Source organism: Actinomadura monticuli (assembly GCF_041463655.1).
GTDB classification, from domain to species: Bacteria; Actinomycetota; Actinomycetes; order Streptosporangiales; family Streptosporangiaceae; genus Spirillospora; species Spirillospora monticuli.
This window is the reverse complement of sequence record NZ_JAXCEI010000028.1, coordinates 18,495-39,893: the sequence shown is the minus strand read 5'-3', so window position 1 is coordinate 39,893 and position 21,399 is coordinate 18,495. Positions and strand designations below refer to the sequence as shown.

General features: G+C 73.4%; 17 protein-coding genes. 16 read left to right on the top strand and 1 reads right to left on the bottom strand.

The features are described from left to right. Positions 1–111 precede the first annotated feature (111 nt). Positions 112–1,173, top strand: a complete 1,062-nt coding sequence (locus tag SM611_RS36025) for a hypothetical protein (RefSeq protein WP_371954885.1) — start codon at positions 112–114, stop codon at positions 1,171–1,173. Here the strand turns inward: SM611_RS36025 and SM611_RS36020 are convergent. Further along, complete coding sequence (locus SM611_RS36020) at positions 1,145–2,347, bottom strand: folylpolyglutamate synthase/dihydrofolate synthase family protein (RefSeq protein ID WP_371954883.1); 1,203 nt, start codon at positions 2,345–2,347, stop codon at positions 1,145–1,147. The two genes, SM611_RS36025 and SM611_RS36020, sit on opposite strands and share 29 nt — an antisense overlap. A gap of 107 nt (positions 2,348–2,454) precedes the next feature. Between SM611_RS36020 and SM611_RS36015 the strand changes: the two genes are divergently transcribed. The 15 genes from SM611_RS36015 (at position 2,455) to obgE (ending at position 21,342) form a co-directional block, all read left to right on the top strand. Continuing rightward, positions 2,455–3,828: a bifunctional folylpolyglutamate synthase/dihydrofolate synthase gene (locus SM611_RS36015; protein WP_371954907.1), complete on the top strand. Its 1,374-nt coding sequence runs from the start codon at positions 2,455–2,457 to the stop codon at positions 3,826–3,828. Further along, positions 3,825–4,169, top strand: coding sequence for a DUF4233 domain-containing protein (locus tag SM611_RS36010; RefSeq protein WP_371954882.1), 345 nt, complete (start codon positions 3,825–3,827; stop codon positions 4,167–4,169). Before SM611_RS36015 ends, SM611_RS36010 begins: the two co-directional genes overlap by 4 nt. Before the next feature lie 127 nt (positions 4,170–4,296). After that, positions 4,297–5,766, top strand: coding sequence for a hypothetical protein (locus SM611_RS36005; RefSeq protein WP_371954881.1), 1,470 nt, complete (start codon positions 4,297–4,299; stop codon positions 5,764–5,766). 46 nt (positions 5,767–5,812) lie between these two features. Continuing rightward, positions 5,813–6,223 (top strand): nucleoside-diphosphate kinase, encoded by a 411-nt coding sequence (gene ndk / locus SM611_RS36000; RefSeq protein ID WP_371954880.1) that lies wholly within the window; start codon positions 5,813–5,815, stop codon positions 6,221–6,223. A gap of 196 nt (positions 6,224–6,419) precedes the next feature. After that, positions 6,420–7,454: a rod shape-determining protein gene (locus tag SM611_RS35995; protein ID WP_371954879.1), complete on the top strand. Its 1,035-nt coding sequence runs from the start codon at positions 6,420–6,422 to the stop codon at positions 7,452–7,454. A 90-nt stretch (positions 7,455–7,544) separates the two neighbouring features. Continuing rightward, positions 7,545–8,564, top strand: a complete 1,020-nt coding sequence (gene mreC / locus SM611_RS35990) for a rod shape-determining protein MreC (protein WP_371954878.1) — start codon at positions 7,545–7,547, stop codon at positions 8,562–8,564. A gap of 2 nt (positions 8,565–8,566) precedes the next feature. Beyond that, positions 8,567–9,166: a rod shape-determining protein MreD gene (gene mreD, locus SM611_RS35985; RefSeq protein ID WP_371954877.1), complete on the top strand. Its 600-nt coding sequence runs from the start codon at positions 8,567–8,569 to the stop codon at positions 9,164–9,166. Next, complete coding sequence (gene mrdA, locus SM611_RS35980; RefSeq protein WP_371954876.1) at positions 9,163–11,235, top strand: penicillin-binding protein 2; 2,073 nt, start codon at positions 9,163–9,165, stop codon at positions 11,233–11,235. The genes mreD and mrdA overlap by 4 nt, the downstream gene beginning before the upstream one ends. Then, positions 11,232–12,416 carry a rod shape-determining protein RodA gene (rodA, locus tag SM611_RS35975; protein WP_371954875.1) on the top strand — a complete coding sequence of 395 codons (1,185 nt, stop codon included), beginning with the start codon at positions 11,232–11,234 and terminating at the stop codon, positions 12,414–12,416. The genes mrdA and rodA overlap by 4 nt, the downstream gene beginning before the upstream one ends. 101 nt (positions 12,417–12,517) lie before the next feature. After that, complete coding sequence (locus tag SM611_RS35970) at positions 12,518–14,440, top strand: TIGR03960 family B12-binding radical SAM protein (protein WP_371954874.1); 1,923 nt, start codon at positions 12,518–12,520, stop codon at positions 14,438–14,440. Positions 14,441–14,678: 238 nt separating this feature from the next. Beyond that, positions 14,679–15,536, top strand: coding sequence for a TIGR03936 family radical SAM-associated protein (locus SM611_RS35965; protein ID WP_371954872.1), 858 nt, complete (start codon positions 14,679–14,681; stop codon positions 15,534–15,536). Between the two features lie 207 nt (positions 15,537–15,743). After that, positions 15,744–18,983, top strand: a complete 3,240-nt coding sequence (locus SM611_RS35960; protein ID WP_371954871.1) for an Rne/Rng family ribonuclease — start codon at positions 15,744–15,746, stop codon at positions 18,981–18,983. A 291-nt stretch (positions 18,984–19,274) separates the two neighbouring features. Next, on the top strand, positions 19,275–19,589 hold the full coding sequence (rplU, locus tag SM611_RS35955) for a 50S ribosomal protein L21 (RefSeq protein ID WP_371954870.1): 315 nt from the start codon (positions 19,275–19,277) through the stop codon (positions 19,587–19,589). 14 nt (positions 19,590–19,603) lie between these two features. Next, complete coding sequence (gene rpmA, locus SM611_RS35950; RefSeq protein ID WP_179847075.1) at positions 19,604–19,861, top strand: 50S ribosomal protein L27; 258 nt, start codon at positions 19,604–19,606, stop codon at positions 19,859–19,861. Between the two features lie 83 nt (positions 19,862–19,944). Next, positions 19,945–21,342: a GTPase ObgE gene (obgE, locus tag SM611_RS35945; protein WP_371954868.1), complete on the top strand. Its 1,398-nt coding sequence runs from the start codon at positions 19,945–19,947 to the stop codon at positions 21,340–21,342. Positions 21,343–21,399: the final 57 nt, after the last annotated feature.

Here is a 21,399-nt window from a genome sequence, read left to right as displayed (position 1 = left end):
GTCCGCCCGGAGGATTACGAGCGCGTGAACCGTCGGCGCGGCGCGCCCGTCGCGGTTACGATCCGGTTGGGCCTGCGGGCTTTTGGCGGTACTTGAACCATCGGGAGTGCAATGGCCGATTCACCTCCTCGCTCCGGCGCGCCGGGCTCCGCGTCCGGCGACGATCTGGACGCGGCGCAGGTCATCGAGGACGGGTCCGGGCCGGGGGCCGCGGACGCGCCGCCCTTCGGCGGGGCGCGCCCCTGGTGGTCGGCCGACTCCGGCGACGGGACGGGGCCGCACGGCGCGCTCGGCGGCACGGGGCCGCACGTCCTGCCGGCCCAGCGCGACGGCTCCGGCCCGTACCCGGTGCCGCCGTACGGGACGGGCCCCCTGGCGACGGTGAACGGCACCGGAGGGCATCCGATGGTCGGCGGCACGGGCGGGCATCCGATCGTGGGCGGCTCGGGGGCGTTCCCCGTGGTCGGCACCGGCGGGCATCCCATCGTCCAGGGCGGCACGGGCGCGCAGCCCGTGATCCGCGACGGCACGGGCCCGCTGCCGCCCGTCCCCGGCGCGCCGGGCCCGCGGCGGCGGCGCGTCCCGAGGCTGCTGCTGGTGGTGGGCGTTTCGGCGGCCGCCGCGGTGGCGCTCATGGCCGGGGCCCTGGCGTTCCGGACGGTCGGCGGCGGAGCCGAGCGGGACGCCCGCACGACCGCGGATCCCGCCTCCAAAAAGGTGATCAGCGCGGGCCCGGCCGCCGGCGGCCTCCGCAAGGACGCCCTGACGGCGCCGCAGGCGAGCGCGGCGTACCCGTTCATCGCGGGGGCGGTCGAGGCGGGCGGCCTCCCGGTCGCCGAGCAGGGGCTGGCGGTCTACACCGAGGAGCCGGTGCGCAAGGTCAACGTCCTGTTCATGGGCGGGACGGGCCAGGTCGGCGACCCGGCGGCCTTCCTGCGGAAGGTGCGGCCCACCACGTTCATCACGGGGCAGGGAGCGGACCCGGGCGACCAGGGCGGGAAGGCGGTCTGCGGGACGTTCGCCGTCCTGGCCGAGACCCACATGTACTGCGCGTGGGCGACCCGCGACTCCTACGGCGTCGTCGCGTCCAACCATCCGACGGTGAACCCGCAGTTCCCGCTGCTGGCCGACGTGATGCGCCGGATCAGGAAGGACGTCGAGAAGCCGAAGTGACGAACAGCCGCTCGGTGCCGGCGCCGATGACCTCCAGGACGTGCCCGGTGAAGTAGCCGGTGCCGAGGACGACGACGCGGTGCCCGAGCGTCGCGAGGGACTCCGGGGTGATCGCGGCGGAGCCGACGACGTCCCAGCCGGGCGGCAGCGGGCGGGTGAAGCGCAGGTGCGGCAGGGGCAGCCGGACGAACGTCACCGGCAGCCCGCCGAGTTCGGCGACGGCCCCGTCGAGGTCCTTGTGGTCGGGGAGGCAGACGACGGCGTGGTCGACCGCGCCCCAGGCGTCCCGGGCGGCGGCGAGCGCGGCGGCGACGCCGGTGCGGTCGATGGCGGAGTCGACGAGCAGCCTCGTCGCGGACCCGGGCACGTCGTGCCAGGACGCCCGTCCGGGCAGCACGACCGACGCCAGCACCTCGCGGAGCGTCCCGGCCGGGGGTTCGGGGACGTCCGGCATGCGGCGGGCGGCGGCGACGCCGAGTTCGGCCGCGGCCCGTCCCAGCCCGGCGGGCAGCAGGTCGTCGGGAAGCCCGGCGCCGCCCGGCCCGACGACCTCGGCGTCTCGCAGCACCGCGGCGACCGGAGCCGTCTGCGGCGCCGACAGGACGGCCGTCGCCGGCCCCGCCACGCCGAGCTTCTCCCGGGCGATCTCCGCCTCGGTGTCGCCGAGCACCCCGGCGTGTTCGAGGAAGACCGGCGTGATCGCGGCGACGTCGGGCGGGAAGAGGGAGACCTCGTCCGACCGTCCGCCCATCCCGGCCTCCAGGACGAGCGCGTCCGCGCCGGAACGCTCCGCGTGCAGGACGCCCGCGAGGAGGAAGAGACCGGACGGCGAAAGGTAGCCGTCCGAGGGCGGCGGAAGCGCACGGACGGCCTTGTCCAGGATGCCCGCCAGAATGGCGAGTTCGCCGCCGGAGACGGCGCGTCCGTTGATCCTGATCCGGTCGCGATTCGTGCGGAGTCCGGGACTTGTGACGGTGCACACGCGGAGGCCGGCGGCGGCGAGAAAGGCCGACGCGTAGGTGGCCGCCGTGCCCTTCCCCTTGGAGCCGACAACGGTCAGGACGGGCGCGTCCGGGGCCAGGACGCCCAGGGCGCCGGCGAGGGCGCGGGCCCGTCCGACATCGCGGGTCTCGCCCGGAGCCCGGCGCTCCCATTCCCGGAAGAACACGTCCATATCTCCAGTGTGGGGGCGGACGGAGCGTGGTGCGCCGCCGAGTAGGCTCTGAGACCGTGAGTCAGCGAACCGAGCCGGCCGGCTACCCGGCGACCGTCGGCGCGATCATGGCCCGCGGGGTCGAGTGGGAGATCGATCCCACCCTCGACCGGATCCGCGACCTGGTCGACGTCCTGGGGGAGCCGCAGCGCGCGTACCCGGTGATCCACGTCGCCGGGACGAACGGCAAGACCAGCACCGCCCGGCTCATCGAGGCGCTGCTCCGCGAGCGCGGGCTGCGCACGGGCCTTTACACCAGCCCCGAGCTGACCACGCTGCGCGAGCGCATCGCCATCGACGGGGAGCCGATCAGCGAGGAGCGGTTCGTCGAGACCTACAACGACGTCGCGCCCTACGCCGAGCTGGTCGACGGCAAGCACACGGCGCGGCTGTCGTTCTTCGAGGTGCTGACCGCGATGGCGTTCGCCGCCTTCGCCGACGCGCCCGTCGACGTGGCCGTGGTCGAGACGGGCATGGGCGGCACGTGGGACGCCACGAACGTCGCCGACGGCGTGGTCGCCGTGATCACCCCGATCGGGCTCGACCACACCCGCTACCTGGGCGACACGCTGGAGGAGATCGCCGGCGAGAAGGCGGGCATCGTCAAGGCCGGCGCGGTCGCGGTGCTGGCGCAGCAGCCGGTCGAGGCGGCCGAGGTGCTGCTGCGCAGGGTCGTGGAGATCGGCGCCACCGCGGCGCGCGAGGGCATCGAGTACGGCGTGCTCGGCCGCGACGTCGCCTTCGGCGGCCAGCAGCTCCGCCTCCAGGGCCTGCACGGCGTCTACGACGAGATCTTCCTGCCGCTGTTCGGCGAGCACCAGGCGAGCAACGCCGCGACGGCCCTCGCCGCCGTGGAGGCGTTCGCCAGCGGCGCGCCGACCAGGGGAGAGGCCAACCTGGAGGCCGCGACCCGCATCGCCGCCGGCGAGTCCTATCTCGGCGGCGACGAGGGCCAGCTCGATCCGGCGCTGGTCCGCAGCGGCTTCGCGCAGTCGGCCTCGCCGGGGCGGCTGGAGGTCGCGCGGACGGGCCCGACCGTCCTGCTGGACGCCGCGCACAACCCGGCCGGGATGGCGGCGACCGTCGCCACGGTCACCGAGTCGTTCGGCTTCACCCGGCTCGCCGGCGTGCTCGCCATCGCCGCCGACAAGGATGTCGCGGGCGTCCTGGACCAGCTCGAACCCGTGCTGGCCGAGCTGGTGGTGACCCGCAACTCCTCGCCGCGCTCGATGCCGCCCGAGGAACTGGCCGAGATCGCCGAGGGGATCTTCGGGCCGGAGCGCGTCCATGTCGCGGCGCGCCTGGACGACGCCATCGACCGCGCGATCGGGCTCGCCGAGGAGACCGGCGAGTACCGGGGCGCCGGCGTGCTGATCACCGGGTCGGTGGTCACCGCCGGGGACGCGCGCACCCTGCTGCGCGTGGAGGGAGGCCGCTCATGAGCACGCGGATCGCGGACAACCCGGCCCGGCGGCTGTTCGCCGCGGTGCTGGCGTGCGAGGCCGTCGTGATCGGGCTGGCGATCCCGGTCGCCGTGGTGGTGCTGGACGTGGACGGCGCGGTCGCCGGCGGCGTGTGCGGGGGCCTGGCGCTCGCCTGCCTGCTCCTGGCGGGGCTGCTGCGCCGCCCGTGGGCGATCCCGGCGGGCACCGCGCTCCAGGTGCTCATCGTCGCGACCGGTTTCATGGTGCCGGCCATGTTCTTCCTCGGCGTCGTTTTCGGCGCGCTCTGGGGAACGGCCATTTGGCTCGGACGGAAGGCGGCGAGCGCGCAGCCGCGCTAGGTTCGGCGGGACGGCAGCCAATCATCCCGCCGATTGCCGCAAATTTCAGCTATTGCCCCAATTTGGACATCTTTCCTTTTTTGGAAATGCGCGTCCGGCGGATGACGACCCTCCGGAGGAGCAGGCCGTGTCCACCCACGCACCGTCCACTCGTACGCGGGCCGCTCGCGCACCATCCCGTCGAGCGCCGGACCGCTTCGCCGAGGGCCCGGTACGGCGGCGGCTCGCCGCGCTCGGCGTGCTGCTGCTGACCGGCACCGCGCTGCCCGCCGCCGTCCTGACCGTGCCCGACGCCACCGGCAACGTCGTCCCCGCCGCGGCGGGCGCCCTCGGCCTCGGCGACGCGGGCGTCGCCGGCCTGCTGCGCGCCACCGGCCTGTCCCTGCCCGCGCTGCTGCTCGCCGTTCCGCCCGCCGCCGTCGCGGCCCGCCGGTTCCCCGCGTGGACGGTCCTCGCGGCGGGCCTCGCCGTGCTCCTGGTCGGCGTCGGCACCGCCCGCCTCGCCCATTCCGTCCCCCTCGCAGGGGCGGTCCGGGCCGCGCAGGGCGCGGGCGCCGGCATCGTCCTGCCCGCCACGCTCGTGCTCGTCTGGGAGCGCCGCGACCGCGTCCTGGCGGCCGTATGGGCGGGCGTGCTCGCCGGCATGCTCGTCCTGGCGATGCCGCTGGCGCTGGCGGCCGTCCCCCGGCCCGCCGCCGGCGCGGCCGCCGCCGACTGGCGGATCGCGCTCGCCCCCTTCCCGTGGCTCGCCGTCGCAGCCGCCGGCGCGGCGCTCGCCCGCCCGCTGCTGCGGCGCCGCGTCCCCTGGACGCTCCCCGCGTCCCGGCACACCGAGCGCGGACACCTGCTGCTCCCGCTCGTCCCGGCCGCGGGCTTCACGTTCCTCGCCCTCGTCGCCGCCGGCGAGTGGTCGCCGGGCGCGCGGCTCGTCCTCGCGGGCCTCGCCGTCCCCGCGCTGCTCGGCCTCGCCGTCACCGGCGGACGGGACGCCCCGGCGGGCAGCCCGCACGGCTGCGCCGTCGTCATGATCGCCGCCGGCCTCCTCACCTACCCGGTCGCGGGCCCGCTCGCGGGCGTCGCCGCCGCCACCGCCCACGCGCGCGGGGACGGAGTGCCCCTGCTCCCGTTCGGGGCGGCCGCCGCCGCGGCCCTGGCCGGCGCGCTCGCGGCCGCCGGCGCGCCCGCCCGCGCCGCCCTCCCCACCGGGTTCCTGCTGCTGGTCCTGGCGGTGCCGCTCGGCCTCGCCACCGGCCCCGGCGACCCGTGGGCGCTGCTCGCCCCGCTCGTCCCGCTCGGCGCGGGCGCCGGGATGGCCCTCGCCGCCTCGCTGCGGGACGCCGAGGCCGGCGCCGCGCTGTTCGGCCTGTGCCTGTGCTTCCCCGCCGTGCTGGCCGGGCAGCTCCTCGTCCTGTCCCTGCAGGCGTCGCGGCTGCGCGAGGCGCGTCCGGTGACGGAGGCGCAGCAGGCGCACGCCCTGCTGGACGGCTACCGCGGCTGGCTCGTCGTGGCGGGAATGGCCGCCCTGCTGCTCGCCGCCGCCGCCCTCGGACTGGGCGCGCGGCGCCGGAATTCCGCTTCCGCCCTGCGAGCCGGGTAGTATTCGCGCGCTTACCGAAACCGAAATTCCGCAAGGAGAGCCACCCGTGTCCGAGCGCACTCTTGTCCTGGTCAAGCCCGACGGCGTCCGCCGCGGCGTCATCGGCGAGGTCATCTCCCGGATCGAGCGCAAGGGCCTGACGCTCGTCGCGCTGGAACTGCGCACCCTCGCCCGCGAGACCGCCGAGTCCCACTACGAGGAGCACTCCAGCAAGCCGTTCTTCGGCGAGCTGGTCGAGTTCATCACCGGCGGGCCGCTCGTCGCCATGGTCGTCGAGGGCCCCCGCGCCATCGAGGCGTTCCGCGCCCTGGCCGGTGCCACCGACCCGGTCAGCGCCACCCCCGGCACCATCCGCGGCGACTTCGCGCTGGAGATCGGCGAGAACATCGTGCACGGCTCCGACTCGACCTACTCCGCCGAGCGGGAGATCAAGCTCTTCTTCCCCGAGCTGGGCTGAAGCGCGCCCGCGAGGGCGCCGACCGAGCGCGGGCCGGACCATCCGGCCCGCGTCTTCTTTAGCGAAAACCGAGCTGGTCAGGACGCGTTTTTTTCGTGACGCGCGGCGGTGGGGTGACTGCCCGCGGGCGGGGGTGCACGTTACGATGGACGCGCCGCTATACACGCCCGTCAATCATGAAGGGCTCCCTTTCTTCATGGGTAACAAGCTGTCGTTTCTTGGCCGTGACATGGCCGTCGATCTTGGTACCGCCAACACACTCGTGTACGTGCGCGGGCGTGGCATCGTGCTGAACGAACCATCCGTGGTGGCGATCAATACCAACACCGGCAAGATCGTGGCGGTCGGCATCGAGGCGAAACGGATGATCGGCCGCACGCCCGGCAACATCGTCGCCGTCCGCCCGCTCAAGGACGGCGTCATCGCCGACTTCGACGTCACCGAGCGCATGCTGCGCTACTTCATCCAGAAGGTGCACAAGCGCCGGCACTTCGCCAAGCCGCGGATCGTCGTGGCCGTCCCGAGCGGGATCACCGGGGTGGAGCAGCGCGCGGTGAAGGAGGCCGGCTACCAGGCCGGCGCCCGCCGCGTCTACATCATCGAGGAGCCGATGGCCGCCGCGATCGGCGCCGGGCTGCCCGTCTACGAGCCGACCGGCAACATGGTCGTCGACATAGGGGGCGGCACCACCGAGGTCGCGATCATCTCGCTCGGCGGCATCGTCACCAGCCAGTCCGTCCGCGTCGGCGGCGACGAGCTGGACCAGGCCGTCATCTCGTTCTCCAAGAAGGAGTACTCCCTGATGCTCGGGGAACGTACCGCTGAGGAGATCAAGATGGCGATCGGATCGGCCTATCCCGGCGGCGAGGAGGAGCCGCACGCCGAGATCAGGGGCCGCGACCTCGTCAGCGGGCTGCCGAAGACCGTGGTGATCTCCGCGGAGGAGGTCAGGCGGGCCATCGAGGAACCCGTCAACGCCGTGGTCGACGCGGTGAAGACCACCCTCGACAAGTGCCCGCCCGAGCTGTCGGGCGACATCATGGACCGCGGGATCGCGCTGACCGGCGGCGGGGCGCTGCTGAAGAACCTCGACGAACGGCTCCGCGAGGAGACCGGGATGCCCATCCACCTGGTGGACAACCCGCTCGACTCGGTGGTGCTCGGCACGGGCAAGTGCGTCGAGGACTTCGAGTCGCTCCGCACGGTCCTCGTGCCGGAGCCGCGGCACTAGTTCGGACGCGGTCCGCCGGGAGGACGCGGGGGCCGTCCCCCGGCGGGAGGCTCCGCGCTCCCGGCGGAACAGGAAACCGGAGGTCGGTGCGTGAAGGACACCCGGCGCACCCGCATGGTGCTCGGCGGGCTGCTCGTCGTGGCGCTCACGATGATCACGATTGACTACCGCGGCGGGGCGGACTCCCCGCTGCGCGGTCTGCGCGACCTCGGCGCGACCGTGTTCGGCCCGGTGGAGCGCGCGTCGGCGGCCGTCGTCCGGCCGGTCGGCAACACCTTCGACGCGATCACCGACGCGCCCGGCGAGCGGCGCCGCGCCGACCAGCTGGAGCGGCAGAACCAGAAGCTGCGCGAGCAGCTGCGCTCCGCCCGGCTCGACAAGGACAAGTCCGCGCAGCTCGAGCGGCTGCTCGGCACCGCCGGGATGGGCGGCTACAAGATCCACGCCGCGCAGGTGATCTCCGCCGGGCAGGGCTTCGAGGACACCGTCACGATCGACGTCGGCAGCCGCAGCGGCATCAAGCCCGACATGACGGTGATGAGCGGCGAGGGGCTCGTCGGCCGCGTCACCCGCGTCGGGCCCGCGACGTCGACCGTGCTGCTCGCCACCGACCAGACCTCCTCCATCGGCTCCCGCCTGGAGGACTCCAAGGAGATCGGGATCGTGCAGGGCCGCGGCCGCCGCGGCCTCGGCGGGGGCGGCGAGACCCCGCTGCGGTTCCAGCTGCTGGACGCCGCCGCGCCCATCCACGTCGGCCAGCGGATCGTGACGCTCGGGTCGCAGGGCCAGCGCCCGTACGTGCCCGGCGTCCCGATCGGCCAGGTCGAGCGCATCGAGAAGTCCACCGGCGGGCTGACCCGCACCGCCTACGTCCGGCCGTTCGTGCGGTTCACCAGCCTGGACGTCGTCGCCGTCGTGGTCGCCCCGCCGAAGACCGACCCGCGGGACGCGGTGCTGCCGCCCAAGCCGAAACCGGCCCCGACCCCGACCCCGACCCCCGGCCCGAGCAAGAGCCCGAAGGTGAGCAAGAGCCCGGAGGCCGGCGAGAGCGCCGGCGCGCGGCCGAACGGCTCCGCGAGCCCGTCCACAGAACCGAGCGCGGGGGACTGAACGTGCTGAATCCGCCCGAGGCGTCGCCGGCCGGCCGCACCGCGGTGGCCGCGCTGGTGATCGTCGTGACCCTGATCCTGCAGGTGTCGGTGGCGAACCGGCTGCCGCTGCCCGGCGGCGTGCAGCCCGACCTGGTGCTGCTGGCCGTCGTGGCGCTGGCGCTGGTCGCCGGGTCGATGACCGGCATGGTCACCGGCTTCCTCGCCGGCCTCGCCGCCGACATCATCCCGCCTTCCGACCACACGCTCGGCCGGTACGCGCTCGTCTACTGCCTCATCGGCTTCCTGTGCGGCGTCGCCGCCGCCGAGATGGACCGCCAGTCCGTCGTGCCGTTCTTCGCCGTCGCCGCCGGAGCCCTCGCCGGGACCGTGCTGTACGCGGCGACCGGGATGATCCTCGGCGACCCGCGCGCCGAGTGGGCGACGGTGTCGAGCATGGTCCCGCTGCAGGTCCTCTACGACATCATCGCCAGCCCGTTCGTCGTGTGGGCGGTGCTGCGCGCCACCCGCCGGTACGAGAGCGGCGAACGATCACGGGGCGACCGCCTCGCGGTGCCCGCCGCCCGCTACCGCGCGATGTCGGGGCGGGGCGGGGCGCTGTGAACTCCAGGACCCACTTCCGCCTCGTCGTCCTCTACGTGCTGGTCGCCGCGCTGCTGCTCGTCCTCGTCGGGCGCATGTGGACGCTCCAGGTCCTGGAGGGCGAGCACTACAAGGGCATCGCCGCGCAGAACCGCACCCGCGACATCGTCGTCCCCGCCGTCCGCGGCATGATCCTGGACGACCGGGGCGAACCGCTCGTCCGGAACCGCAGCGCGCTCGTCGTGTCCGTCGACCGCACCACGCTGTCGCGGCAGAAGGACGGCGGCGCGGCCGTGCTGAGGCGGCTCGCCGGCGTCCTCGGGACGACCTACGACGAGATCTCCAAGCGGGTCCGGCTGTGCGGGCCGAACGTCAAGCGGCCGTGCTGGCCCGGCTCCCCGTACCAGCCGATCCCCGTCGAGGACCACGTCGACCCGAAGCGCGCCCTCCAGATCATGGAGCGGCAGGAGTACTTCCCCGGCGTCACCGCGCAGATCCAGGCCGTCCGCGACTACCCGGCGCCGAAGGGGGCGAGCGCCGCCCAGGTCCTCGGCTACCTCCAGCCGGTCACGCAGGAGGAACTGGACAAGCGCAAGGGCCTGAAGGTCACCGGGTACAGCGGCGTCGACCTCGTCGGCCGCGCCGGGCTGGAGGCGCAGTACGACGCGGTGCTGCGCGGCGACCCCGGTTTCCGCAGGGTGCTCGTCGACAGCCAGGGGCGCGTCACCGGCACCGCCGAGGAGAAGCAGGCGGTGGCCGGCGACCACCTCGTCACCAGCATCGACGCCGGGGTGCAGGGCGCCGCGGAGAAGGCCCTCAAGCACGCGATCGACAGCGCGCGCAAGGGCGGCCACCCCGCCGACGCCGGCGCCGCCGTCGTGATGGACGTCCGCACCGGCCGGATCATCGCGATGTCCAGCTACCCGACCTACGACCCGAAGATCTGGACCGGCGGCATCTCCCAGGAGCAGTACGACGCGCTGCTCGGCAAGAAGCAGGGCGAGCCGCTGATCTCCCGGGTCACCCAGGGCCAGTTCGCGCCCGGCTCCACCTTCAAGATCTCCTCGGTGGCCGCCGCGGTGAAGGACGGCGCCAGCCTGACGGGCATCTACCCGTGCCCCGGCTCCTACAACGTCGGGAACCGGGCGTTCAGCAACGCCGGGGGCGCGTCGTACGGCCCGATGACCCTGCACACCGCCCTCGTGAAGTCCTGCGACACGGTCTTCTACAGGTTCGCCTACCTGGAGTGGAAGGCCGACGGCGGGATGCACCCGAAGAAGAACCCGTCCGACCCGATGGTGAAGATGGCCCGCGACTACGGGTTCGGCACCAAGACCGGGATCGACCTTCCCAGCGAGAGCGCCGGCCGCATCCCGGACCGGAAGTGGAAGAAGGACTACTGGGCGGCCACCAAGGCCGGCAACTGCAAGGGCGCCAAGGAGGGCTACCCCGACGTCGCCAAGACCGATCCCGCCCGCGCCGCCTACCTGAAGGCGGTCGCGACGGAGAACTGCACCGAGGGGTACGTCTACCGCCCCGGTGACGCGGCCAACTTCTCCGTCGGGCAGGGCAACGTCCTGGTGACGCCGCTGCAACTCGTCCGCGCGTACGCGACGCTCGCCAACGGCGGCAGGCTGGTGACGCCGAGGCTCGGCGTCGCGGTGATGCGGTCGGACGGCACGGTCGTCCGCCGCATCGACGCCCCGGCGGCGGGGAGGCTGCCCGTCGACACGAAGGTGCTGGCGTACATCCGCAAGGCCCTCGGCCAGGTGACCAAGGAGGGCACCGCGGCCGGAGCGTTCAACGGGTTCGACTTCAAGCGCGTCGACGTGGGCGGCAAGACCGGTACCGCGGAGGTCTACGGCAAGCAGGACAGCTCCTGGTTCGCCTCGTTCGGCCCGATGAAGGACCCGCGCTTCGCGGTCGTCGCCATGGTCTCGCAGGGCGGGTTCGGCGCCTCGACGTCCGCCCCGGCCGTCCGCGAGATCTGGGAGGCCATGTACGGGACGAAGGACAGGAAGCCCATCCTCAAGGACGGCAGGCTCCCGTCCGAGCTGCCGAAGACGCCCGGCGAGGGAGCCGCGCCGTGATCACCGGGACCGGTGCCGGGCCGGTCGAGGGCTACGGCGCGCGGCGCACGTGGCAGAGCCGGCTCGGCGGTCTGCGGCGGCTCGACTGGCCGCTGTTCCTCGCCGTCCTGGCGCTGTCGGTGGTGGGGGCGCTGCTGGTCCGCTCGGCCACCTTCCACCTGCTCACCGAGCAGGGCGAGGACCCGGAGAGCCTGCTCAAGCGGCACATCCTGAACCTGATCATCGGGTTCCTGCTCGGCGGCGTCGTCACCGTCCTCGACTACCGGCTGCTGCGCGCCTACGTCCCGATCCTGTACGGCGTGGCGTGCGTGGGCCTGCTGGCCGTGCTGACCCCGCTGGGCTCGACGATCAACGGGTCGCATTCGTGGATCGTGCTCGGCGGCGGCTTCCAGGTGCAGCCGTCGGAGTTCGCGAAGGTCGGGCTCGTGGTGCTGCTCGCGATGATCCTCGGGGAGCCGCGGGACGGCGAGATCGGGCCCGGCCGCCGCGACGTGCTGCTCGCGCTCGTCCTCGCCGGGGTGCCCGGCCTGCTGATCATGCTCCAGCCGGACCTCGGCACCACGCTGGTGTTCATCGCCGTGGTGCTCGGCATGCTGGCGATCTCCGGCGCGCAGAAGCGCTGGCTGTTCGGGCTGGTCGGCGGCGGCGTGACCGCCGCCGCGGCGGTCTGGTTCTTCGGGCTGCTGAAGGACTACCAGATCGACCGGTTCACCGCGTTCCTGAACCCGGAGGCCGACCCGCGCGGCGCCGGCTACAACGCCCAGCAGGCCCGGATCGCGGTCGGGTCGGGCGGCGCGTTCGGCAAGGGCCTGTTCCAGGGGGAGCAGACCGGCGGCCACTTCGTCCCCGAGCAGCAGACCGACTTCATCTTCACGGTGGCGGGGGAGGAGCTCGGCTTCGTCGGCGCCGCGATCATCATCGCGCTGCTCGGCGTGGTGCTGTGGCGCGGGCTGCGGATCGCCACCCAGGCCGCCGACCTGTTCGGCACGCTCGTCGCGACCGGCGTCGTGTGCTGGCTGGGGTTCCAGACGTTCGAGAACGTCGGGATGACGCTCGGGATCATGCCGATCACCGGCCTGCCGCTGCCGTTCATCTCCTACGGCGGGTCCGCGACGTTCGCGAACATGATCGCCTTCGGCCTGCTGCAGGCGGTCCATGTGCGCCGCCGCGCGTTCGACTGAGGCCGCCCGGAGCTTCGAGGCCGCCCGGAGCGTTCGTATAGCGTCCGGCGACCGCGTAGGCTGGACGTTCATCCCACGTCCCCTGCACGGAGGGTTCCGTCATGCCGGTCGAGTCGCTCTTCCCGCGCCTGGAGCCGCTGCTCCCGAGCGTGCAGAAGCCGATTCAGTACGTTGGCGGCGAGCTGAACTCCCAGCTCAAGGACTGGGACGAGACCGACGTCCGGTGGGCGCTCATGTACCCGGACGCCTACGAGGTGGGCCAGCCGAACCAGGGCGTCCAGATCCTTTACGAGATCCTGAACGAGCGCGACGGCGTGCTCGCCGAGCGGACGTACTCGGTGTGGCCCGACCTCGAGGCGGTCATGCGCGAGCACGGCATCCCGCAGTTCACCGTCGACGCGCACCGCCCGGTCGGCGCGTTCGACGTGCTCGGCGTGTCGTTCTCCACCGAGCTCGGCTACACCAACATGCTGACGGCGCTCGACCTCGCCGGCATCCCGCTCGACGCCGCCGACCGCACCGGCGACCACCCGATCGTGATCGCGGGCGGGCACGCCGCGTTCAACCCCGAGCCGATCGCCGACTTCATCGACGCGGCCGTCCTCGGCGACGGCGAGGAGATCGCGCTCGGCATCACCGAGGTGATCCGCGAGTGGAAGGCGGAGGGCGAGCCCGGCGGGCGGGACGGGCTGCTCATGCGGCTCGCGGCGTCTGGCGGCGTCTACGTGCCCCGCTTCTACGACGTCACCTACCTGCCCGACGGCCGGATCCAGCGGGTCGCGCCGAACCGTCCGGGCGTCCCGTGGCGGATCGAGAAGCACACCGTCATGGACCTCGACCAGTGGCCCTACCCGAAGAAGCCGCTCGTCCCGCTCGCCGAGACCGTGCACGAGCGGTTCAGCGTGGAGATCTTCCGCGGCTGCACCCGCGGCTGCCGGTTCTGCCAGGCCGGGATGATCACCCGTCCGGTGCGGGAGCGGTCGATCACCACCATCGGGAACATGGTCGAGCAGGGGCTCAAGGAGTCCGGCTTCCAGGAGGTCGGGCTGCTCAGCCTGTCCAGCGCCGACCACAGCGAGATCGGCGACGTCGCCAAGGGCCTCGCCGACCGGTACGAGGGCACCAACACCTCGCTGTCGCTGCCGTCCACCCGCGTGGACGCCTTCAACATCACGCTCGCCAACGAGTTCTCGCGCGGCGGCCGCCGCTCGGGCCTCACGTTCGCGCCGGAGGGCGGCTCCGAGCGGATGCGCAAGGTGATCAACAAGATGGTCACCGAGGACGACCTGATCCGCACCGTCTCCACCGCCTACGAGAACGGCTGGCGGCAGGTCAAGCTCTACTTCATGTGCGGCCTCCCCACCGAGGAGGACGAGGACGTCCTCGCGATCGCCGACATGGCCAGGCGCGTCATCCAGGCGGGGCGCGAGGCCACCGGCCGCAAGGACATCCGCTGCACCGTGTCGATCGGCGGGTTCGTGCCCAAGCCGCACACCCCGTTCCAGTGGGCCGCGCAGTGCGACCACGAGACCGTCGACCGGCGCCTGCACGCGCTCAAGGACGCCCTGCGCGGCGACAAGGAGTACGGCCGCGCCATCGGGTTGCGCTACCACGACGGCCAGCCGTCCATCATCGAGGGCCTGCTGTCGCGCGGCGACCGGCGCGTCGGCAAGGTCATCCGCGCCGTCTGGGAGGACGGCGGCCGATTCGACGGCTGGAGCGAGCACTTCTCCTACGAGCGCTGGACGGCGTGCGCGGAGAAGGCCCTGGGCGACGAGCCCGTCGACCTCGCCTGGTACACCGTCCGCGAGCGCGACGAGGTCGAGGTCCTGCCCTGGGACCACCTCGACGCGGGTCTCGACCGCGAGTGGCTCTGGCAGGACTGGCAGGACGCGATCGACGAGACCGAGGTCGAGGACTGCCGCTGGACGCCCTGCTACGACTGCGGCGTGTGCCCGACCATGGGCACGGAGATCCAGATAGGCCCCACCGGCAAGAAGCTCCTGCCCCTGTCGGTTGTCTGATCCGCGTGCTCTGAGCGGCATCGTCCGGGCATGCCCTGAACGGCGTGTTCTTTGCCCGCCGGACGACCCGCGCGGGCGCCCGAATGTCCGGAAGCGGTTGCGGGAGCGCCCTGAGCTGCGCGGGTCCCGGGCTTCATGCCCCGGTGCTTGGCCGAACGATGCTCGGGGACCCGTACTCTATAGGGAGACCTAGTTTTTCGACTCGACGCGAGTAGGAAGGACCAGAACCCTGGCACCCATGCCGGAGGGTCCGGCGCCGGCCCCCGTGACCCAGCGACTGCGCGTCCGCTACGCCAAGCGGGGCAGGCTGCGGTTCACGAGCCACCGCGACATTTCCCGGGCCGTGGAACGCGCCGTCAGGCGCGCCGGGATCCCTGTCGCGTTCAGCGGCGGATTCACCCCCCACCCGAAGATCTCGTACGCGGGTGCGGCGGCGACAGGGGTGGCCAGTGAGGCCGAATACCTCGAAATCGGGCTTACCGAGACCCGCGACCCTGCGCGGGTGCGGGCCGATCTCGACGCGGCTCTGCCCCCCGGGCTCGACATCGTCGATGTCGTGCCGGTCCGGGCGGGCCGCGGTGACGCGCCGGTCAGGCCGAGCGCGTTCGCCGATCGGCTCGAGGCGTCCGAATGGCGGATCAGGCTGGACGGCGTGCCCGAGGGCGACGCCGCCGCGGCCGTGGCCGCCTTCATGGCCGCCGAGAACATCGAGGTGGAACGCCTCACGAAGAAGGGGCGGCGCCGTTTCGACGTGCGCGCCGCCGTGTCCGCTTGCGAGCTGGACCGGCGCGCCGCGGAGGCGGCGGATGCCCCTTGTGCGATACTTCGAATGGTTGTTCGGCATTCCACACCGGCCGTACGACCCGACGACATCCTCACCGGACTGCGCCAGGTCGCCGACCTCGCGCCGCCGTCACCGCCGCTGGTGACCAGGCTGGCGCAGGGGCCCCTCGACGCGGACACCGGTGGCCTCGCGGATCCCTTGGATCCCGACCGGGAGATCGGCCTGCCGTCCGGCGACGACGCCGAGACGGCCCGCGGCCCTGTGCGGCCGCAGCCCGGGGACGCCGCGAGCGTGGATGCCGTCAGCGCCTGACCGTGGTACCGAAGCCGTGGGAGCACGGAACCGGTTCCGCAGGGTACGGCGGGCGCACCCCCGACGACTTCGTCGTCATGGCCGGACACCGTCCGGCGATGGCGACGCCGATGACTGAACGAGGTGCTCTCGTGCGGCGCACCGCACCGGTCCGCCCCCTGGCGGAGCGAGCGGACGCGCCCGGGAGCCTGACGGGAGATTGCCCGGATGGTTGAGAACGAAGCCGATTCGGCCGCCGCCGAAGGCACCGATAGCGAAATGACCGAGACGACCGATACGACGGCCGCCGAGACCGCGAGCGCGGAGAGCGGCGGCACGCAGAACGGGAGCGCGGAGAACGCCGCCGCGGAGAACGCCGGGGGCGGGGTCACCTCGCGTCCCCGCCGGGCGAGCCGCCCCGCCGGCCCGCCACCCGAGGTGGACAGCTCTCCGGCCCGGCCCCCCGCGGCGGAGCAGCCCGCCGACGGGCCCGCTGACGATGAGCCCGCCGAGCAGCCCGCCGAGCAGCCCGCGGAGCCGGCCGCCGAGGCCGAGGCGCCCGCCCCGGAGGAGGCGCCCGAGCCGCCGAAGCGCGCCACCCGGACCCGCACCCGCACCCGGAGCGCGAAGGCCGCCGCCGAGCCGCCCGTCCCGATGACCGGCGCGGAGACCTCCCCGGAGACCGGGACCGAGCCCGAGGCCGCCGAGGAGCCGCCGGCCCCCCGCACCCGGACCCGCCGCCGCTCCGCCGCGTCCGCCACCGAGACGCCCGCCGCCCCGCCGTTCCCGGAGATCCCGGCCGTCCCGGTCGCGGGCTCGGAGGCGACCCCCGAGCAGGTGTCGGAGACCGAGCCCGCGAGCGGCGTCGGCATCCCCGGCGTGACGTTCCAGCCGCCGATGGTCGTCTTCCAGCCGCCGCAGCCGAAGGCCGAGGCCCCGGCCCGTCCCAAGGACGAGCCGAAGCCCGAGCCCGCCGAGCCCGCCGATCGCGACACCGGCGACGACGACCAGGACCACGGCCCCGCCGACGAGGACGACTCCGACGACCGTCCGTCCCGCAGGCGCCGCCGCCGCGGTGGCCGCGGTCGCGGCCGGGGCAAGGACGGCGCCGAGGACGAGGCCCAGGGCGACGAGGCCGAGGCCGAGGAGCCCAAGGACGAGCAGCCCGCCAAGACCGGCCGGGCCGCCAAGGGCGGCAAGTCCGCCAAGGCCAAGAAGGACAAGGAGCCCAAGGCCGAGGAGGCGGAGCACGACGCCGCCGAGGACGAGGACGACGACGAGTCCGGCCAGGGCGGGACGAGCCGCCGCCGGCGCCGCCGCCGTCGCCGCTCCGGGGCCGACGGCGAAGCCGGGAACGGCACGGACGACCCGCCGAACACCGTCGTGCACGTGCGCACCGCCCGCGAGGAGCGCGCCGCCGCCGAGGACGAGGTCCGCTCCGTGCGGGGCTCGACCCGGCTGGAGGCCAAGAAGCAGCGCCGCCGCGAGGGCCGCGAGCAGGGCCGCCGCCGCCCGCCGGTGATCACCGAGGCGGAGTTCCTGGCGCGCCGCGAGGCCGTCGAGCGCGTCATGGTGGTGCGGCAGGAGGGCGAGCGCACCCAGATCGCCGTCCTGGAGGACGACGTCCTCGTCGAGCACTACGTCAACCGCGCCACGCACCAGTCGTACGTGGGCAACGTCTACCTGGGCAAGGTCCAGAACGTCCTGCCGTCGATGGAGGCGGCGTTCGTCGACATCGGCAAGGGCCGCAACGCCGTCCTGTACGCGGGCGAGGTCAACTGGGACGCCTCCGGCCTGGAGGGCCAGCCGCGCCGCATCGAGTCGGCGCTGAAGTCGGGCCAGTCGGTGCTCGCCCAGGTCACCAAGGACCCGCTCGGGCACAAGGGCGCCCGGCTCACCAGCCAGGTCTCGCTGCCCGGCCGCTACCTCGTGTACGTGCCGGACGGCTCGATGACCGGCATCAGCCGCAAGCTGCCCGACAAGGAGCGCAGCCGGCTCAAGTCGATCCTGAAGAAGATCATGCCGGACAACGCCGGCGTGATCGTCCGGACGGCCGCCGAGGGCGCCACCGAAGAGGAGCTCTCGCGGGACGTCTCGCGCCTCGCGGCCCAGTGGGAGAGCATCCAGAAGAAGGTGAAGACGGCGTCGGCGCCGTCGCTGCTCTACGGCGAGCCCGACCTGACGGTCCGGGTCATCCGCGACATCTTCAACGAGGACTTCTCCAAGCTGGTCGTGTCCGGCGCCGAGGCGTGGGACACCGTGTCCGAGTACGTCGAGTACGTCGCCCCGCATCTCGCCGACCGCGTCGAGCGCTGGACGGGCGACCAGGACGCGCTGTCCGCGTTCCGCGTCGACGAGCAGATCGCGAAGGCCCTCGACCGCAAGGTCTGGCTGCCGTCCGGCGGCTCGCTGGTGATCGACAAGACCGAGGCCATGACGGTCATCGACGTCAACACCGGCAAGTTCACCGGGCAGGGCGGCAACCTCGAGGAGACCGTCACCCGCAACAACCTGGAGGCGGCCGAGGAGATCGTCCGCCAGCTCCGGCTCCGCGACATCGGCGGCATCGTCGTGATCGACTTCATCGACATGGTGCTGGAGTCCAACCGGGACCTGGTGCTGCGCCGCCTCGTCGAGTGCCTGTCGCGGGACCGTACCAAGCACCAGGTCGCCGAGGTCACCTCGCTGGGCCTGGTCCAGATGACCCGCAAGCGCGTCGGCCAGGGCCTGCTGGAGGCGTTCTCGGAGACCTGCGAGTGCTGCAACGGCCGCGGCATCCATGTCCAGCTGACGCCGGTCGAGCCCAAGCCGGACAAGGCGGCCGGCAAGGAGAGCGGCCGCCGCCGCAAGCGCAAGGGCGAGGTCGAGAAGGCCGTCGAGGAGAAGCTCGCCCAGCGGGAGACCAAGCCCAAGGAGGCGGCCGAGCGGGAGCCCGCCGCTCCCGTGGCGGAGGCGCCCGTGCTGGACGTGCCCGGGGCGGAAGCGCCCGTGCTGGAGGCTCCCGTGCTGGAGGCTCCGGTGGTGGAGCCCAAGCCGGAGCCGGTCCGGTCCCGGCCGAAGAAGTCGGGCCCGGCGAAGCGCCCGGCGGGCCCGCCCCCGGAGATCGACGACTTCCCGGCCCAGGCCGCCGTGGAGGCCGCCGAAGCCGCCGAGGAGGCGGCCGGCACCTCCCCGGCCGCCCTGGACTCCGCCGAGCCCGTTCCGGTCGCCGCCAACGGCACCGGCCCCGACCTGGACGGCGCCGAGGACGCCGGCGATGTGGTCGCCGACGCCTCCACCGCCGAACCGAACGGCGCCGAGCCGACCGGCGCCGAGCCGACCGGCGCCGAGTCGAACGGCGCCGAGTCGAACGGCGCCGCGCCGGCCGGGGGCGAGGGCGACGACGAGGGCGGCCCGGCCGTCCACCGCCGCCGCACCCGCCGTCCGCGCGCCGCGCAGACCGCCGACGCGGGCGAGTCCTCGGACTGACGCCCGCACCCGGGCCCTGGCCGGACGCGTTCGCGTTCCGGTCAGGGCGTCCGGTACCCTTGTACTTCGGCGCGCCGTAGGCGCGTCGCCCGAACCCGCACCGCGAGCCCCGTCCGGGGGTCGTTCGGTGCTCACCTCGCCGATCCGGTGAGGACAAGCAGAGAGCGCCAGGGATCCCCTGGTGTGCCGCCTTCGGCCCCGTGCCGGGGGTAGGCCCCCGTCCGGGGGCTGGTTCAACCACGCGTGGGACCGGTTCAGTCCGGAAGCACGCGCAGACGAAGGGTTTCCGCGGTGTACGCGATTGTCCGCGCAGGCGGCCGGCAGGAGAAGGTCGCCGTCGACGACGTGCTGACCGTCGACAAGCTGGCCGGCGAGGTCGGCTCGACCGTCAAGCTTCAGGCCCTGCTGGTCGTGGACGGCGAAGACGTCGTCAGCAAGGCGGCCGACCTCGCGCGCTACGAGGTGACCGCCGAGATCCTCGGCGCGGTCAAGGGCCCCAAGATCAACATCATGCACTACCGGAACAAGACCGGGTACAAGCGGCGGATGGGTCACCGTCAGCCCTACACCGAGGTCAAGATCACCGGTATCAAGGCCGGGAAGTAAGGGAGAGCGGTCACATGGCACACAAGAAGGGCGCATCGTCCAGCCGTAACGGTCGCGACTCCAACGCCCAGCGCCTCGGCGTGAAGCGGTTCGGCGGCCAGGTCGTCAACGCCGGTGAGATCATCGTCCGGCAGCGCGGCACCCACTTCCACCCCGGCCCGGGCGTCGGGCGCGGCGGCGACGACACGCTGTTCGCGCTGGTCGCGGGCGCGGTGAAGTTCCGCCGCTACCGCGGCCGCAACGCCGTGAGCGTTGTCCCGCCGGCGGAGTAACACCGCCTGGGGAAGAGACATTCATGAAGGGGCGGACCGTTTCAGGTCCGCCCCTTCGCCGTTTTCACTGAGGAGAGTTCACCGTGGCCGCTGGAGCGGGATCGGGCGCGCAGTTCGTCGACCGGGTGGTGCTGCACGTCGCGGCGGGCAACGGCGGGAACGGGTGCGCCTCGATCCACCGGGAGAAGTTCAAGCCGCTCGGCGGCCCGGACGGCGCGAACGGCGGGCGCGGCGGTGACGTCGTCCTCGTCGTCGACTCCAACTGGGCGAGCCTCCTCGAGTACCACCGGCGCCCGCACCGCAAGGCCGGCAACGGCAGGCCGGGGCAGGGCAGCCTGCGCACGGGCGCGGACGGCGGCGACGTGATCCTCCCCGTCCCGGACGGCACCGTCGTCAAGGAGGGCGACCGGGTCCTCGCCGACCTGATCGGCGAGGGCACCCGCTTCGTGGTCGCGAAGGGCGGCCACGGCGGGCTCGGGAACGCGGCGCTGGCGTCCGCGAAGCGCAAGGCGCCCGGGTTCGCGCTGCTCGGCGAGCCGGGCGAGGAGCGGGACGTCGTCCTGGAGCTGAAGAGCGTCGCCGACGTCGCGCTCGTCGGCTTCCCCAGCGCGGGCAAGTCGTCGCTGATCGCGGCGCTGTCCGCCGCGAAGCCGAAGATCGCCGCCTACCCGTTCACGACGCTGATCCCGAACCTCGGCGTGGTCAGCGCGGGCGACACGACGTTCACGGTCGCGGACGTGCCGGGCCTCATCGAGGGCGCCAGCGAGGGCCGCGGCCTCGGCCTCGACTTCCTGCGCCACATCGAGCGCTCGTCCACCCTCGCGCACGTCCTCGACTGCGCCACGATGGAGCCGGGCCGCGACCCCGTCAGCGACTTCGAGGTCATCGAGCGGGAGCTGCGGGCCTACGACCGGGTGCTCGGCGACCGCCCCCTGTCGGACCGGCCGCGCGTCGTCGTCCTCAACAAGGTGGACGTGCCGGACGGCCGCGACCTCGCCGAGATGGTGCGCCCCGAGTTCGAGGAGCGCGGCCTGAAGGTGTTCGAGGTGTCGGCGGCGACGCACGAGGGCCTGCGGGAGCTGTCGTTCGCGATGGCGGCGATGGTGGCCGAGTACCGCGCGTCGCTGCCGCAGGCGGAGCCGACCCGCATCGTGATCCGGCCCGAGCCGGTCGGCGGCGACGCCGACTTCGAGGTGAAGAACCTCGGCGACAACACGTACTTGATCACCGGGGAGAAGCCCGTCCGGTGGCTGCGGCAGACCGACTTCGCCAACGAGGAGGCCGTCGGCTACCTCGCCGACCGGCTCGCCCGGCTCGGCGTGGAGGAGGCGCTCGGCGAGGCCGGCGCCAGCGCCGGCGCCACCGTCCTGATCGGCACGATGGACGACTCGATCGTGTTCGACTGGGAGCCGGAGGTCCCGGCGGGCGAGGCGGCCATGGGCCCGCGCGGCACCGACCGGCGCCTGGAGGGCTGGTCATGAGCGCAGCGAACGGGGGGTGTGGGGGGTCGTCCCCCCACGGGGAGCGGAGTCATGAGC

Excerpts from the sequence above, each read along its gene's own strand:
- SM611_RS35960 (WP_371954871.1), top strand. The coding sequence starts at position 15,744 with ATGGTTGAGAACGAAGCCGATTCGGCCGCCGCCGAAGGCACCGATAGC.
- SM611_RS35970 (WP_371954874.1), top strand. The coding sequence starts at position 12,518 with ATGCCGGTCGAGTCGCTCTTCCCGCGCCTGGAGCCGCTGCTCCCGAGC.
- SM611_RS36010 (WP_371954882.1), top strand. The coding sequence starts at position 3,825 with ATGAGCACGCGGATCGCGGACAACCCGGCCCGGCGGCTGTTCGCCGCG.
- SM611_RS35995 (WP_371954879.1), top strand. The coding sequence starts at position 6,420 with ATGGGTAACAAGCTGTCGTTTCTTGGCCGTGACATGGCCGTCGATCTT.
- SM611_RS36020 (WP_371954883.1), bottom strand. The coding sequence starts at position 2,347 with ATGGACGTGTTCTTCCGGGAATGGGAGCGCCGGGCTCCGGGCGAGACC.
- SM611_RS35965 (WP_371954872.1), top strand. The coding sequence starts at position 14,679 with ATGCCGGAGGGTCCGGCGCCGGCCCCCGTGACCCAGCGACTGCGCGTC.
- SM611_RS36015 (WP_371954907.1), top strand. The coding sequence starts at position 2,455 with ATGGCCCGCGGGGTCGAGTGGGAGATCGATCCCACCCTCGACCGGATC.
- SM611_RS36025 (WP_371954885.1), top strand. The coding sequence starts at position 112 with ATGGCCGATTCACCTCCTCGCTCCGGCGCGCCGGGCTCCGCGTCCGGC.
- rpmA (WP_179847075.1), top strand. The coding sequence starts at position 19,604 with ATGGCACACAAGAAGGGCGCATCGTCCAGCCGTAACGGTCGCGACTCC.